The sequence below is a fragment of the Ensifer sesbaniae genome (assembly GCF_013283665.1).
GTDB lineage: Bacteria > Pseudomonadota > Alphaproteobacteria > Rhizobiales > Rhizobiaceae > Ensifer > Ensifer sesbaniae.
Map to the genome: position 1 here is coordinate 1,821,956 of NZ_JABEKU010000002.1, position 15,306 is coordinate 1,837,261.

A 15,306-nucleotide genomic window follows, 5' to 3' on the forward strand; every position below is an offset into this window, starting at 1 on the left:
CGCCGCCTCACAGGTAAAGCGGCGGACCGGATTGTTTACTCGACCGTCACGTCCGTCAGCCGCAGGCGGCTGTCCGGTACCGGCGCGAAGTTCTTGACCCGCTTGCTCACGCCGAAGATGGCGTTGAGGTTATAGAGCGGCATTTCGAGCGCGCGGTCGGCGGCGTAATTGGCGATCTGCTTGAGGATCTCCTCGCGCTTGGCACGATCGGTGATCGAACGCTGGGATTCGAGCAGCTTGTCGAGTTCCGCGTCCTTGTCGTAGGGGTTCCACTTTTCGCCGGAGTGGTACATCGAATAGGCGGTGTTGTCGTAGTCGAGCGTCCAGCCGCCCCAGGACTGCTGGAACATCGCGCCGGTCTTGCCGGCCGGGATGATGTCGTTCAGGAGAACGTTGGTTTCGTAAGGCTTGATCGTCGCGTTGATGCCGATGAGCTGCAGGTAGCTCGCGATTGCCTGCACCACTTCGTTGAAGGTCGCGTCGTTACCGCGAACGTCGATCTGCACCGAGGCACCGGGTGCCACGCCGGCTTCCTTCAGCAGCGCCTTGGCCTGTTCCGGATCATAAGGCAGCGGCTTCATCGCCGGGTCGAAGCCGAAGGAGAGCTTACCCTGGAAGCTGGCGATCGGGTCTGCCTGGCCGCCGAGAATCGACTGGATGATCGTATCGCGGTCGACGCCGAGGATCAGCGCCTTTCGGACCTTCGGATCCTTGGTGATGCCGTCGCGCGTGTTGAAGCGCAGCGCGTAGACAGTCGGGCCCGGGCTGGTGACGATTTCGAGGTTGCCGTCGTCCTGGATGGTCGGGATCATACCGATCGGAATGGTCGGCGGGATGACGAGATCGACGCGGCCGGCCTGCAGTTCGGCAACGGCGGTCGCCGGCTCCGAGATGAAGCGGTAGTTGAGATTCGAAAGCTTGGGCGCGCCGCCCCAGTGGTCGGCAAAGGCTTCGAGCTTGATCCCGACCTTCGGCTCATAGGAGACGAACTTGAAGGGGCCGGTTCCGACCGGATGGGCGTTGAAATAGTCCTCGCCCTTCTCCTTTATGTAGTTCGGCGGCACGATCATCGCGCCATAGCCGGCAAGCTTGGTGAGCAGCACCGGGTCTGGAGCCTTGAGAACAAGATCCACGGTCTTCTCGTCGACGATCTCGACCTTCTCGATCACGGCATAGTTGGACTTCTGCGGGCCTTTCGAGCCTTCCTCGCCGAGCAGGCGGTCAAAGGTGAACTTCACCGCTTCGGCGTTGAAGGGCTCGCCATTGTGGAACTTGACGCCCTCGCGCAGCGTGAAGCGCAGGCGCTTGCCGCCGTCGAGCTCTTCCCACGACGTGGCAAGGCCGGGCGCGAGCTTGAGATCCGGGCCGCGATAGGTGAGGCCATCGTAGATGTTGGTGGCGACGGATGCCCAGTTGACGAGGAAGGTGTCGACCGGGTCCCAGCTTCCCGGGTCCTGCGGCGACGATACCGTCAGCGTGCCGGCGGCAGAGGCTGGGGCTGCGGTCATGAAACTGCCGGCCATCGCGAGCGCGATGAAAGCGGCGTGGATCCCCTTTTTGTTGATCATTTACTCACTCCTGTTTCGACAGCCTTCTCTAGGAAAGAAGGCGGCTTACGCGTCCATGGCCACGAAATGGCCAGGAGCGATTTCTTTGCGCGGCAGAACCGCGGGTTCGTTGCCGACACGGCGGATAGGGCTCGGGATTTCGCCCTCCAGCATCGCGCGCTCGCGGCCCTTGCGGGGCTCGGCGACGGGGACGGCCGAAAGCAGCCGGCGCGTATAGGGATGAGATGGCGTTTCAAACACTTGGGCACGGCTGCCGAACTCCATCACCTGGCCGAGATAGAGCACGGCGACGCGGTGGCTCATGCGTTCGACCACCGCCATGTCATGGCTGATGAAGAGATAGGCGAGGCCTTCCTGTTCCTGCAGTTCCATGAACAGGTTGATGATCTGCGCCTGGATGGAGACATCGAGGGCGGAAAGCGCCTCGTCGGCGATGATCAGCTTGGGGCGCGAGGCGAGCGCGCGGGCGATGCAGACGCGCTGACGCTGGCCGCCGGAGAATTCGTGCGGATAGCGCTTGGCGTGTGCCGCCGTCAGGCCGACGCGCTCCAAGAGTTCGTGAACGCGCTTTTCGATGTCCTTCTCGCCAAGGATCAGGCCATGGGTACGGATCGGCTCGGCGATCGAGAAGCCTACGGTCTTGCGCGGATCGAGCGAGGCGAAGGGATCCTGGAAGATGTACTGGATTTCCTGCTTCAATCGCTGCCGCTCCGCATAGCTCATCGCCGAAACGGGGAGGCCGCCGAAGAGGATCTCGCCGGATGTCGCGGCCTGGAGCTGCTGGATCGTGCGGCCGATCGTCGATTTGCCCGAGCCGGATTCACCGACGAGCGCCAGGGTCTCGCCCGGGAAGATATCGAAGCTGACGTTTTCGATGGCATGCACGCGGTGCGTCGCCTTGCCGAAGAGGTTCTTGCGCACATCAAAGCGGGTCACGAGATCGCGCACCGAGAGGATCGGCGCGGTTTCGTAGCGGGCGGTGCGCTGGATATGGACGTCGCCGACGCGCTTCGGCTCGCCGTCCACCATGACGGTCAGCGGCAGGCGCTTCGGGAATTCCTCGCCCGCCATGCTGCCGAGCTTCGGCACGGCGGAAAGCAGCGTCTGGGTATAGGGGTGCTTGGGCGCGGTGAAGATCTCGCCGACCGGACCTTCCTCGACCTTGCGGCCCTTCCACATGACAACGACGTCGTCGGCCATCTCGGCGACCACACCCATGTCGTGGGTGATGAAGATCACCGCCATGCCGAGCTCCTTTTGCAGGTCTCGGATGATCGTCAGGATCTGCGCCTGGATGGTGACGTCGAGTGCCGTGGTCGGCTCGTCGGCGATCAGCAGCTTCGGCCGGCAGGCGAGCGCCATGGCGATCATGACGCGCTGGCGCATGCCACCGGAGAGCTGGTGCGGATAGCGGCCGATCAGTTCGGCGGAATCGGGAAGCCGCACCATGTCGAGCAGGCGGCGCGTCTCGGCGAGTGCTTCCGCCTTCGTCATCTTCTCGTGCAGCATCAGCACTTCGGCGACCTGGTCGCCGATGGTGAAGACCGGGTTCAGCGACGTCATAGGCTCCTGGAAGATCATTGCGATCTCCTTGCCGCGGATGGCGCGCATGGTTTTCTGCGGTGCGGCGGTCAGGTCGATCTCGCCGTCCTTGCCGAAAAACAGGATGCGTCCCGTCGGGAATTGGCCGCCCATCATGTCGGCAAGCCGCATGATGGAGAGCGACGTTACCGACTTGCCGGAGCCGGACTCGCCGACGATCGCGAGCGTGCGTCCCGGTGTCACCGTGAAGCTCAGGTCTTCCACGACCGGATTGCCGTTGAAGGCGACGGAAAGCTTCTCAACGGCAAGCAGTGGTGCAGGCGTATCGACGGTCACGCGGTCTTCCTCGTTACAATGTGGTCGCGGCGCGCGCGGACTGTTCATAGGCGCCCGACATGAAACGCAGGACGGCGGCGATCTCGGAAAGCGTCTCCTCAGAAGGACGCGCTTTGGCGGTGGAGGAAACCAGCAGGCGCTCGCGGATCTGGGCGTAGCGCGTGCAGGCCTCTGCCCCCTTGTCGGTGATGCGGATGGTCTTTTCCTTGCCTTCCTTGCCCGTCGTCACCAGGCCGGCGGCTTCGAGCTTGCGGATGGCATAGGTCGCGACATGGGTGTCTTCGATATCGAGCACCAGGCAGATGTCGGCGAGCTTCTTGCCGCGATCGCGATGGCGGATCGTGTGCAGGATCAGGATTTCGATCGCGGAAAGACCGGGTACGCCGGCGGCCGCCATGCAGCGTATCATCCAGCGGTGAAAGGCATGCGATGCGAGGATCAGCCCGTATTCCACTTCGGAGAGCCCGGGGGAGCCGCCTTCGGCAAGGTGTGCGGAAGAGACGATTGGGCCGATGGCCGCGACCGGTTTTAGATGTTCGGGCAGGGCATTTTCGGCCCATTCCCGACCTTCGAAGCTCTCCTCCGACTTCTTCGTCATTCAGCTCTTCCTCATCTTGACGATTTTATGTCATCATTTTATCGACATTTTGTCAACGAACTGCTTTGATGAATTTCCGGGCTTGCGCAATGATAAAATGCGGCTCGCGAACGAGAGGGATGGACAATGAGCGCACGCGAAACCGGCAGTTGGGACTTCTGGATCGACCGCGGCGGCACCTTCACCGATGTCATCGGTCGCGATCCTGAAGGGGTGCTGCATGCGCGCAAGGTGCTTTCGGAGAATCCGGAAGCCTATCGCGACGCCGCCGTTCAGGGCATTCGCCTGCATCTCGGCCTTGCGACAGGCGCTGCGATCCCGACCGGCCTCATCGGCGAAGTGCGCATGGGAACGACGGTCGCCACCAACGCGCTGCTCGAGCGCAAGGGCGAACCGCTGGCGCTGGTGACCACCAAGGGTTTCCGCGATGCGCTGAAGATCGGTTATCAGGAGCGCAAGAAGATCTTCGCGACCGAAATCATCAAGCCGGAAGCGCTCTATCAGGACATCGTCGAGCTCGACGAACGCGTGCTGGCCGACGGCGTTGTCGAGCAGCCTCTCGATGAAGCAAAGGCGCGCGCGGCACTCGAAGACCTCAAGGGCAAGGGCTACAAAGCCGTCGCCATCGTCTTCATGCATGCCTACAAATATCCCGAGCATGAGGCGATCGTCGCCCGGCTTGCGCGCGAGCTTGGCTTCGAACAGGTCTCCGTCAGCCACGAAGTCTCGCCGCTGATCAAATATGTCGGGCGCGGCGACACCACTGTGATCGACGCCTATCTCTCTCCGGTTCTTCGCCGGTACGTCGCCCAGGTTTCGAGCGAACTCGACGTCGCGCGCACCGGCGCGCGCGTCATGTTCATGATGTCGTCCGGCGGCCTGACCGCGGCCGATATGTTCCAGGGCAAGGATGCGATCCTCTCCGGCCCGGCGGGCGGCGTGGTCGGCCTTGCCAAGACCGGTGAAGCCGCAGGCTTCGATCGTGTCATCGGCTTCGATATGGGCGGGACCTCGACCGACGTCGCCCATTTCGACGGTGAATATGAGCGCGCGTTTGAGACCGAAGTGGCCGGTGTGCGGGTGCGTGCGCCGATGATGCTGATCCACACGGTGGCGGCCGGCGGCGGCTCGATACTGCATTTCGACGGCGAGCGTTTCCGCGTCGGTCCCGATTCAGCCGGTGCCAATCCCGGTCCTGCCTGCTACCGCAACGGCGGCCCGCTCGCGGTCACCGATGCAAATGTCATGCTCGGCAAGCTGCTGCCGGAGTTTTTCCCGGCGCTTTTCGGCCCGAACCAGGACGAACGCCTTGACGTCGAGACCGTGCGCGACCGTTTCGCGGCGATGGCGGTCGAGATCGGCGATGGTCGCAGCCCGGAGGATGTAGCCGATGGTTTCATCCGCATCGCGGTTGCCAATATGGTCGAGGCGATCAAGAAGATTTCCGTACAGCGCGGCTATGACGTGACGCGCTATGCGCTGAGCTGCTTCGGTGGCGCCGGCGGGCAGCATGCCTGCCTTGTCGCCGATCAGCTCGGCATGAAGAGCATTCTCGTACACCCGATGTCCGGCCTGCTTTCGGCCTATGGCATGGGGCTTGCGGATATCCGCGCCACGCGCCAGAAGGCGCTCGGCGTCCCGCTCGATGACGAGGCGCCGGCGGCGCTTGGCGCCCTTGGTGTCGAACTGGAAGTCGAATGCCTCGGCGAACTCGAAGCGCAAGGTATTCCCCGCGACGCGATCCGTACACACTTGCGCGCCCATATCCGCTACGCTGGCACCGATACGGTGCTCGCCGTCGAGGCGACATTCCCTGATCATGACGACATCGTCCGTCTACGCGCCGAGTTCGAGATCCTGCACAAGCGCCGCTTCGGCTTCGTCGCTGAGAACAAGGCGCTGGTCATCGATGCCGTCGAAGTCGAGACGGTTGGCGGCGGCGCCGCCCAGATGGAGCGCGAAGGCGGCACGGTCACCGAGGGAACGCCGGCTATCGCGCGGCGCACGCGCTTCTATTCGCAGGGCCAGTTCCACGATGCGCCGATCCTCCTGCGCGCGGAGATCGCGCCCGGCCAGCGGCTCGATGGTCCGGCGATCATCATCGAGCCGAACCAGACCATCGTCGTGGAGGATGGCTGGCAGGCGGAACTGACGGCCAAGGACCATATCGTGCTCACCCGCGTGAAGGCTCTCAAGCAGCAGAGTGCGATCGGCACGCATGCCGATCCGGTCATGCTGGAGATCTTCAACAACCTCTTCATGTCGATCGCCGAGCAGATGGGCGTGACGTTGCAGAACACCGCCTATTCCGTGAACATCAAGGAGCGGCTCGATTTCTCCTGCGCCGTCTTCGACAACCGGGGCAACCTCGTCGCCAACGCGCCGCATATGCCGGTGCATCTCGGCTCCATGGATGCGTCGGTCGCGACCGCGATCCGCGAGAACCCGGTGATCCGGCCAGGCGACGTGTTCCTCATCAACGCACCCTATAACGGTGGCACGCATCTGCCTGACCTCACCGTCTGCACGCCCGTCTTCGACGACGCCGGCAAGGAGATCCGTTTCTGGGTCGCAAGCCGCGGCCATCATGCCGACATCGGCGGCATCTCACCGGGCTCGATGTCGCCGCTTGCCACCAACATCGAGGAGGAGGGCGTCTATATCGACAACTTCAAGCTCATCGATGCCGGTCGCTTCTGTGAGGCGGAGCTCGAAGCGCTTCTCAGTGGCGCGCGCTACCCGGTGCGCAACATCGTGCAGAACGTCAACGATCTGAAGGCGCAGGTGGCGGCCAATGAGAAAGGCGTCGCCGAACTCAAGAAGATGATCGCCCAGTTCGGTGAAGACGTGGTCGAGGCCTACATGGGCCACGTCCAGGACAATGCCGCCGAGAGCGTGCGCCGTGTGCTCGACCAGTTGCCGGATGGCGAATTCTCCTACGAGATGGACCAGGGCTGCAGCATCGTGGTCAGGATCACCGTCGACCGCGACAAGCGCGAGGCAACGGTCGATTTCACCGGCACGTCCGAGCAGCGCGGTGACAATTTCAACGCGCCGGCGCCGGTAACCCGCGCGGCGGTGCTCTATGTCTTCCGCGTGCTCGTCGAGGCCGATATCCCGATGAATGCAGGCTGCCTGCGTCCGATCCACATAGTCATCCCCGAGGGCACGATGCTGACGCCGCGCTATCCGGCCGCCGTCGTCGCCGGTAACGTCGAGGTCAGCCAGGCGGTCACCAACTGCCTGTTCGGTGCGGTCCAGAGCCAGGCGGCCGCCCAGGGCACGATGAACAACCTCACCTTCGGCAACCAGAACTACCAGTATTACGAGACCATCTGCTCGGGCGCGCCGGCCGGTCCCGGCTATAACGGCGCCGACGCGGTCCATACCCACATGACCAACTCGCGCCTCACCGATCCGGAAATCCTCGAATCCCGCTTCCCGGTCGTGCTCGAAGACTTCCACATTCGCGTCGGTTCGGGCGGCCGGGGCCAATGGAATGCCGGCAATGGCACGAAGCGCACGATCCGCGCCCGCGAGACGCTGGATTTCGCCATCCTCTCCGGCCATCGCCGCATAGCGCCCTTCGGCATCAAGGGCGGCGGCCCGGGCGAGCTTGGCCGCAACCTCGTGCGCCGCAATGACGGCCGGACGGAGGAATTGCCCGGTTGCGCCCACACGATTCTCGAGGCCGGCGAAGCCTTCACCGTGGTGACGCCGACCGGCGGTGGCTACGGCCGGCCGTAAGTATCGAGAATAACGATCTCCCAAGACTGCTGCGGCGGTCTGCGGGCGGATGAGAAATCGTCCGCCCGCTTTTGTTTGGTTCCGGCCCACTGCCAGTTTTGCTGCGCCTGCGAAAAGCCACGGTCGCTTCCTTAACCCTAATTTAAATTCGAAATTACTAAGTACTTATTGGTCAGTGCGCGCCCCCAGTTCCTCCCTTTCGGGCGCAGCAAACAGCCGGTCCTCCTCCCGCCGGTATGGCTGACCATGTCCTCCCAACAACGCGATCGCGACATCACAGGAGTCACGGCAGTGACCTTCAAGAACCTCTCGATATTGACCAAGGTCGGCCTTGTGGTCGTGGTCATGGGCATATCTTCCATTCTGATCGCGCTTGCCGGTGCGCGCGGTCTTTCCTCCCTCGGCGCGACGATCATCGATGTCGGCGCGCGCGAAGAGGCGGCGCGCGAGGCGATGGACCTGCGCGTCGACATCATCGCCATTAGCCGCATGACCTACCAGCTCGCCGCAACCCCCGAAAAAGCTGCCGATTTCGGCCAGGAAACCGAGAAGCGCGCCGAGGAAATGCTCGGTCGTCTGACGAAGATCGAGGCGGTCGCGGACGACGCCGAAGACAAGCTGCTCAACGATGTCCGCATGACCCTCAACGGCTATTTCGACGAGATCCGGGCGATGGTCGCCGTTGCCGCCGAGAAGGGCACAGACGAGGCGGCCGTCAAGGCTGCACTCGACAAGGCGCTCGAAGCGCAGAAGACAGTGACGGCGACAGTCAAGTCCTACAGCACCTACTCCGGTGATGAACTGGCCGCTGCCCGCGCCGAGGCGCTCAACTCATCGTCCGTCGCGATGAGCATTCTTGCTGCCGCCGCCGTGGCCTGCGTTCTCTTCGGCGTCGGCGTCAGCCTCGTCGTTGCCCGCCGCGGCATCGTCATGCCGGTGCGCGAACTTACCGCGACCATGAGCGAACTTGCCGACGGCAAGCTCGACGGCAACAGCACGGATGTCTCGCGCCAGGACGAGATCGGCGAAATGGCCCGCGCCGTCGAAGTCTTCCGCAAGAACGGTATCGCCATGCGCGCAATGAAGGCGCAGGAAGCCGCACTCCATGCCCGCAGCAGCGACCTGCAATCGAACATCAGCGTCGTCGTCGCCTCGGCCGTTGCCGGCGATTTCACCGGCCGCATCAACAAGGATTATGAAAACGACGACCTCAACCGCTTTGCGGCGAGCGTCAACGAGCTGGTCTCAAGCGTCGACCAGACGGTCAATGAAGTCCGTCGCGTCATCGCCGCACTCGCTGACGCCGACCTGACGCAGAACATGCGCGGCGAGTTTCACGGCGCGTTTGCCGAACTGCAGAAGAACGTCAACCAGACGATGGTGACCTTGCGCTCGACCATGCAGAACGTGCGCACGGCCGCAAGCACCATCAACGATAACTCAGCCGAGCTAAGCACCGCCGCCAATGATCTGTCGAAGCGCACGGAGCAGCAGGCGGCAGCACTCGAAGAGACCGCCGCGGCGCTCGACGAGATCACCTCGACCGTGCGTACCGCGTCCGAGCGGGCGAACGAGGCGCACGAGATGGTGCGTGCTACCAAGGAAAGTGCGGGCCGGTCCGGAGCGATCGTGCGCAGCGCAGTCGATGCCATGGGCCGGATCGAGGATTCCTCCAACCGCATCAACCAGATCATCTCGGTGATCGACGAGATCGCCTTCCAGACCAACCTTCTGGCGCTGAACGCCGGCGTCGAGGCGGCGCGCGCCGGCGAGGCCGGTCGTGGCTTTGCGGTCGTCGCCCAAGAGGTCCGGGAACTGGCCCAGCGCTCGGCCAACGCCGCCAAGGAGATCAAGACGCTGATCCACAGCTCGGCGTCGGAGGTCGAAAACGGCGTCACGCTGGTGCGTTCCACCGGTGAGGCGCTGCTCGAAATCGAGACGCTGGTCAACAATGTCAGCGGCCACGTCAACACGATCGCGACCGCCGCCCGCGAACAGGCGACCGCGCTGCAGGAGATCAACACCTCGGTCAATCATATGGATCAGATGACCCAGCAGAATGCGGCGATGGTCGAGGAAACGACAGCGGCCAGCGGCACGCTGGCCGAGGAAAGCCGGCAGCTTCGCGCCATGCTGGCGAAGTTCAAGCTCGAAGCGCAGACGGGCCGCGAGAGCTGGAGCCGTGCTGCCTGATCGAGGGTCGGGATAAGAATGCGAACGGGCCGGCCATTGCCGGCCCGTTATCGTTTTCAGCAGGTCGATATCGATCAGGCTTCCGGTGAATAGCCGAAGACGACGGCCGGGTTCTCGGCGGTCTCGACCCAGACGCTCTTTGTCTGAGTATAGGCCATCAGCGCATCGCGCCCGGAGGAGCGGCCATAGCCGGAGCGGCCGAAGCCGCCGAAGGGCGACATCACACTGATCGTCTTATAGCCGTTGATCCAGAAGGTTCCGGCCCGCACCTTGGATGCGACCCGATGAGCGCGTCCGACATCGCCAGTCCAGACAGCGCCTGCAAGGCCATAGGGGTTGTCATTGGCAAGCGCGATCGCCTCCTCCTCGTCATCGAAGACCGAGACGCCGACGACTGGACCGAAGACCTCCTCGCGGGCGATCGTCATATCGGGCTTGACGTTGTCGAGGATGGTGGGCGCGAAATAGAAGCCGCCGGAGGATTGAAGTGCAGCCGGCTTGGCGCCGCCGGTTGCAAGGCTGGCCCCTTCGGCCACACCCTGGCGGACCATTTCCTCGATCTTCGCCCATTGGCGGGCGTTGTTGATCGGGCCGATCTGTGTGGTGTCCGCAAAGGGATCGCCGACCGGGATGCGTTCGGCGGCCTGGACGTAGCGGTCGACGAATTGCTGGTGCACGGAGCGATGCACGAGCAGACGTGAGCCGGCAACACAGCTCTGGCCGGCGCCGGAGAAGATTGCCGATTGTGCGCCGACGATGGCGCGGTCGATATCGGCATCGGCAAAGACGATGTTGCCGGACTTGCCGCCGAGTTCGAGGATGCAGGGCACGACGTTCTTTGCCGCCGCCGCCGCGATCGCCGAGCCTGCAAGCGCGGAGCCGACGAAGACGACGAGTGCCGTCTTTGGATGCGCGACCATCGCCTGACCCGCCGTCACGCCCTTTCCGGCGATGACGTTGACGAGGCCGCGCGGCGCGCCGCCTGCCTCGCAGAGCGCGCCGAGCACCAGCGTGCTGAGCGGCGTCAGTTCCGAAGGCTTGATGACAACGCCATTGCCGGCGCAGATCGCCGGGGCAATCTGCCAGCCGCCGGTAAAGAGCGGCGCGTTCCAGGGGGTGATCTGCGCGACAATGCCGACGGGCTCGTTGCGGGTATAGTTCAAGTGCGAGGTCGGCACGGGTATAACCTCGCCGTGCAGCTTGTCGCACCAGCCGGCGTAATATTCAAACATCTCGGCGACCCGCACCGCCTCGCCGCGGATATCGCGGATCGGCCGGCCGGCGGAGCGGCTTTCCAGTTCAGCAATCTCGCCGGCGCGCTCGCGGATCTTGCGGGCGATTTCGTTCATCACCCGGCCACGGGCCGAGGCGGTCATGGTAATCCATTCGCGCTGGGCGCGCGCCGCAGCCTGCATTGCGGCGTCGACGACGTCCGTGCCGGCGTCTTTGAAGGTCGCGAAGATTTCGCCGGTCGCCGGATCCGTCAGCTTCTGTTCGTCGCCGGAGCCGGATACCAGCGCGCCATCGACATAGCTGCCGATCTCGCTGCCGGATAAAAAGCCGTGGAAGAGGGCGCGGATGCGTTCGGCCTTGGCGGGCATGGTCATGTCGTTCATCATCGTTCCCTTTTGTCTCAGTTGTCGTTGGCCACGGGGCGGAAGGTGCCCATGCGGGTAAAGTCCTCGGCATTGTCGAGCGGGCTTTCGGCCCAGAGCTTCGCGACGGCGCCCGAGAGCGGCAGGTCGGTGCCGGTGCGCGCGGCAAGTTCGCTCGCAAGCCGCACATCCTTGCGCATCAGGCCCATGGTGAAACCGCTGTCGAAGCGGCCGTTCATCACCCATGTGGGAAAATGCACCTCACTTATCATCGACTTTCCAGAAGCCGCGTTCAGCACATCCAATGCCGCTTCCGGATCGAGTCCGGCGGCGAGCGCCAGCTTCAGGCCCTCGCCTGTCGTCACCATATGGGCGGCGGCAAGCAGGTTGTTGACAAGCTTGGCGACGTTGCCGGCACCGCTCGCACCCACATGCAATGCTTTTGCCGACATGGCATCGATCACAGGGCCGGCAACCGCAATATCCGCATCGCTGCCGCCGATCATTATCGTCAGCTTGCCGCTTGCGGCACCGGCCGGTCCGCCGGAGACAGGTGCATCGATGAAGCCGTGGCCGATGTCGGCGAGGGCCGCTGCGAGATCGCGTGAGACGTCCGGTTCGGATGTCGAGGTGTCGATGATGACGACGCGTCGGCCCGCGGACTTCAGCGCGTCGAGATTGGCTTCCACCACCGCTGCGACATCCTTGGCGGTCGGCAGTGAGAAGACGATGAAGTCGGTATCGACGAAGACCTCGTCGAGCGAGGCGACGGGGGAGACGCCACCGTCGACCGCGAGGGCGCGCCGTGCTTTTGAAAGGTCGAATCCCTTGACCGCGAAGCCCTTGGCGGCAAGCGCCGTCGCCATGCCAAGCCCCATGGCGCCCAATCCCACCACGCCAACACTTGTCCGTTCCGCCGTCATAGTTCGCTGCACCCCCATATGGTTTTGATGATCCGGGGAAGGTGGCATGCGGGCTGGTGAGCGGGTAGACGGCGCGCCCGGTACAATGTGTTGCTGGCGTGGCAACGGGCGGGGCGGGTCAGTCGCGGAAGGACTGCATCTCGCGTGCGAGGTGCTGCGCGAGCTTTTCGACCGACAGGGGCAGGCGTCGGTGCGCGCGCACCATCAGATGAGCGCTTGCTTCGCGAAGCAGCGGGTCGGCAAGGTCGAGAGCCTGCATGGCGCCGCGCGCCATTTCGCTGGCAACGGCCGTACGCGGCAAGAAGGTGACGCCGAGTCCGGCGGCGACGAAGCGGCGCAGCACTTCGATAAAATGGGTTTCGAGCAATGGGGCGAGCGCCAGTCCAGCATCGGCCGCCACCCGCGCCACCAATTGCGTCACGCCGTTGCCCTTGCCGAGCAGGGCGCAAGGCGAAGTAAGGCAATCCGCGAGTTTCAGGTCGCTGCGCTCCGACAAAGGGTGGCCGGTTGGCACGATCACGCAGAGCGGTTGGCGGGCGATCGCCAGCGCCCGGATGCGCGGGTCGGTGAAGGGGGTGTAGGCGATGCCGATATCGGCGTCGCTGTTGGCGATGGCATCGACGACATCTTCGGTGCTGCCGAGCTCGACGATATAGCGCACGTAGGAATGCGCCTTCGCGAACGACGAAAGCCCGTTTTCGACCAGATCGGCCATGAAGCCTTCGCCGCAGCGAATGCGGATGCGGGTCTGCTGCACGCCGCGGATCTGATCGAGCTGTTCGGCGAGCAGCCCGTTGTCCTCGAGCACCCGCTTGCCATGTTCGAGAACCAGCTCGCCGGCATCGGTGAGCACCGTGCCTCTGGCCGTCCGCTCGAAGAGGGATAGGCCGATGTCACGCTCGGTATCGGCGATCTGCCGACTGACGACGGACGGAGCAAGCCCCATATGCTCCGCTGCGCCCCGGATCGAGCCGATGCGCGCAACCGCCATAAATATCCTGAGCGCCTTCGCGTCGAGTACGTCCATGGCGGTCATGGATGCGACGGAATCCCCTTGGGGTCAACGGCCAAGCGATGTCGCGATCAGGCGCGTCCAGAGATTGACGCCCTGGCCGATAATCGCGTCGTTGAAATCATAGTGCGGCGAATGCAGCCCCGGGTTTGCGCCCTCGCGCCGGGCGCCGAGCCACAGGTAGCAGCCGGGGCGCTCGTCGAGCATGAAGGCAAAGTCCTCGGCCGCCATACTCGGCGGCGCGTCGACGACGGTCAGCGCAGGGTCCTTGGCTGCGACGGAGCGCACCAGGGCCGCAGCCGCGGCGTCGTTGATCGTTGCTGGGTAGCGTCGCTGATAGTCGAGCTCAGCGTTGCAGCCGAGCCCCTCGGCGAGCGCCGTGACGAGCGAGCGCATGCGGTTTTCCAGCGTATCGCCGACCGACCTGTCGAACCAGCGTGTCGTGCCGCGGATCACCGCCTTCTCCGGGATCACGTTCCAGGCGTCGCCGCCGTGGATCTGCGTCACCGAGATGACGGCCGCTTCGAGCGGCGAGACATTGCGGCTGGCGATCGTCTGCAATGCGGTGACGATCTGGGCGGCCGCGACCAGCGGGTCTGCGCCCTCATGCGGCATGGCGCCATGGGCGCCCCGGCCGGAAATCGTGATCTCGAAGACGCCGAAAGCGGCCATCATGGCATCGTCGCGGGCGACCACCGAGCCGACATCGAGCGCCGGCCAGTTGTGCAGCGCATAGACGGCATCGGCGGGGAAGTCACGGAAGAGCCCGTCGGCAACCATGACCCGCGCGCCGCCTTCGGCCTCCTCGGCCGGCTGGAAGATGAAGTGCACGGTGCCGTCAAAATCCATCTCGCTCGCCTGGCGGGCGGCCGCGAGCAGCATGGACACATGGCCGTCATGGCCGCAGGCATGCATTTTTCCCGCAGTTCGCGATGCATAGGCGACGCCGCTCGCTTCGACAATCGGCAGTGCGTCCATGTCGGCGCGGATGGCGATGGCCCGGCTCGAGGCGCCACGCTTCAATGTGCCGACGAGTCCGGTGCCGCCGTAACCGTCCTTCAGCTGGATGCCCCATTCCGCGAGCTTGCCGGCGATGAAAGCCGCAGTTTGTCGTTCCTCGAAGGCCAGCTCCGGACAGGCATGCAGGTGATGGCGCCAGCGGATCGTTTCCTCGATGCGCTCGGGGCTGATGTCGTGGCGTTTCATGGCATGCGTCCTGTGAATGGAGGAATGGCCGGCCGGTCCAAGTGGTCCGGCCGATCAATATGGTCTCGATTACTGCCCAAGGCGCAGGAACAGGTCAGCGACGACGACGGAACCCATATAGGTGCCGATCATCACGCAGATCGCCACGATGACGATCTTCCAGCCCGAGCAGCGCGCGATCGCAAACTCGCTCGCCGTCAGGGCGAGGCCGCCATAGGCGAGCGCCGGTGTCGCCAGCGCAAGGAAGTTGAGGTGTTCGACCTTTTCGCTGACCCAGGCAGCACCCGGCACGCCGGGGATGGTGATGAGGATCGCGATCAGCGACACCCAGGCGACTCCAGGCAGATAGAAGGGCACGAAGCGGGCGAGCGCCAGGCCGACAATGCAGGCGACGTAGAGCGTTGCCATGCCCGGCAGCGCCGTCAGCGGCGAGGTGCCTGTGCCGACCCAGTTGGCGACGAGGCCGATGGCGCAGGCGATCAAAAGCAGGCCGGCATGGCCGATGACGTCGATCTTGCGCTCGTCCTCGGCGGCAAGCGGGAGATCGTCTGCGTAGGTGGCGGAGGTGTTGGTCTGGTTGGCCATG

General features: G+C 64.2%; 10 protein-coding genes. 2 read left to right on the forward strand and 8 right to left on the reverse strand.

Translation table 11 applies throughout. From position 1 onward, the window contains the following. Nucleotides 1-35 precede the first annotated feature (35 nt). From BHMPCIPO_RS26260 to BHMPCIPO_RS26270, 3 genes are all read right to left on the reverse strand, one after another. Nucleotides 36-1,523, reverse strand: a complete 1,488-nt coding sequence (locus BHMPCIPO_RS26260; RefSeq protein ID WP_376741723.1) for an ABC transporter substrate-binding protein — start codon at nucleotides 1,521-1,523, stop codon at nucleotides 36-38. Between the two features lie 90 nt (nucleotides 1,524-1,613). Next, a complete protein-coding gene (locus tag BHMPCIPO_RS26265) occupies nucleotides 1,614-3,446 on the reverse strand; it encodes an ABC transporter ATP-binding protein (protein WP_312033066.1) in 1,833 nt (610 codons plus the stop codon). A gap of 13 nt (nucleotides 3,447-3,459) precedes the next feature. After that, nucleotides 3,460-4,044: a winged helix DNA-binding protein gene (locus BHMPCIPO_RS26270; protein WP_173519665.1), complete on the reverse strand. Its 585-nt coding sequence runs from the start codon at nucleotides 4,042-4,044 to the stop codon at nucleotides 3,460-3,462. A gap of 126 nt (nucleotides 4,045-4,170) precedes the next feature. Between BHMPCIPO_RS26270 and BHMPCIPO_RS26275 the strand changes: the two genes are divergently transcribed. Together BHMPCIPO_RS26275 and BHMPCIPO_RS26280 are read left to right on the forward strand one after the other, a co-directional pair. After that, entirely contained in the window at nucleotides 4,171-7,791 is a 3,621-nt protein-coding gene (locus BHMPCIPO_RS26275) for a hydantoinase B/oxoprolinase family protein (RefSeq protein WP_173519666.1), read from the forward strand. A gap of 291 nt (nucleotides 7,792-8,082) precedes the next feature. Next, the gene (locus tag BHMPCIPO_RS26280; RefSeq protein WP_173519667.1) at nucleotides 8,083-9,984 is read left to right on the forward strand and encodes a methyl-accepting chemotaxis protein; all 1,902 of its coding nucleotides are present in this window, start codon (nucleotides 8,083-8,085) and stop codon (nucleotides 9,982-9,984) included. A gap of 74 nt (nucleotides 9,985-10,058) precedes the next feature. Here the strand turns inward: BHMPCIPO_RS26280 and BHMPCIPO_RS26285 are convergent, their stop codons facing one another. The 5 genes from BHMPCIPO_RS26285 to BHMPCIPO_RS26305 all read right to left on the reverse strand — a co-directional run bounded on the left by BHMPCIPO_RS26285 (nucleotide 10,059) and on the right by BHMPCIPO_RS26305 (nucleotide 15,305). Next, nucleotides 10,059-11,600, reverse strand: coding sequence for an aldehyde dehydrogenase family protein (locus tag BHMPCIPO_RS26285; protein ID WP_376741704.1), 1,542 nt, complete (start codon nucleotides 11,598-11,600; stop codon nucleotides 10,059-10,061). A 17-nt stretch (nucleotides 11,601-11,617) separates the two neighbouring features. Then, nucleotides 11,618-12,502 (reverse strand): NAD(P)-dependent oxidoreductase, encoded by an 885-nt coding sequence (locus BHMPCIPO_RS26290; protein WP_173519669.1) that lies wholly within the window; start codon nucleotides 12,500-12,502, stop codon nucleotides 11,618-11,620. Nucleotides 12,503-12,620: 118 nt separating this feature from the next. Next, nucleotides 12,621-13,538 (reverse strand): LysR family transcriptional regulator, encoded by a 918-nt coding sequence (locus BHMPCIPO_RS26295; protein ID WP_246304569.1) that lies wholly within the window; start codon nucleotides 13,536-13,538, stop codon nucleotides 12,621-12,623. Between the two features lie 24 nt (nucleotides 13,539-13,562). Beyond that, on the reverse strand, nucleotides 13,563-14,720 hold the full coding sequence (locus BHMPCIPO_RS26300; protein ID WP_173519670.1) for a M20 aminoacylase family protein: 1,158 nt from the start codon (nucleotides 14,718-14,720) through the stop codon (nucleotides 13,563-13,565). Nucleotides 14,721-14,789: 69 nt separating this feature from the next. Continuing rightward, nucleotides 14,790-15,305: a hypothetical protein gene (locus BHMPCIPO_RS26305; RefSeq protein WP_173519671.1), complete on the reverse strand. Its 516-nt coding sequence runs from the start codon at nucleotides 15,303-15,305 to the stop codon at nucleotides 14,790-14,792. Between the last annotated feature and the right edge of the window lies 1 nt (nucleotide 15,306).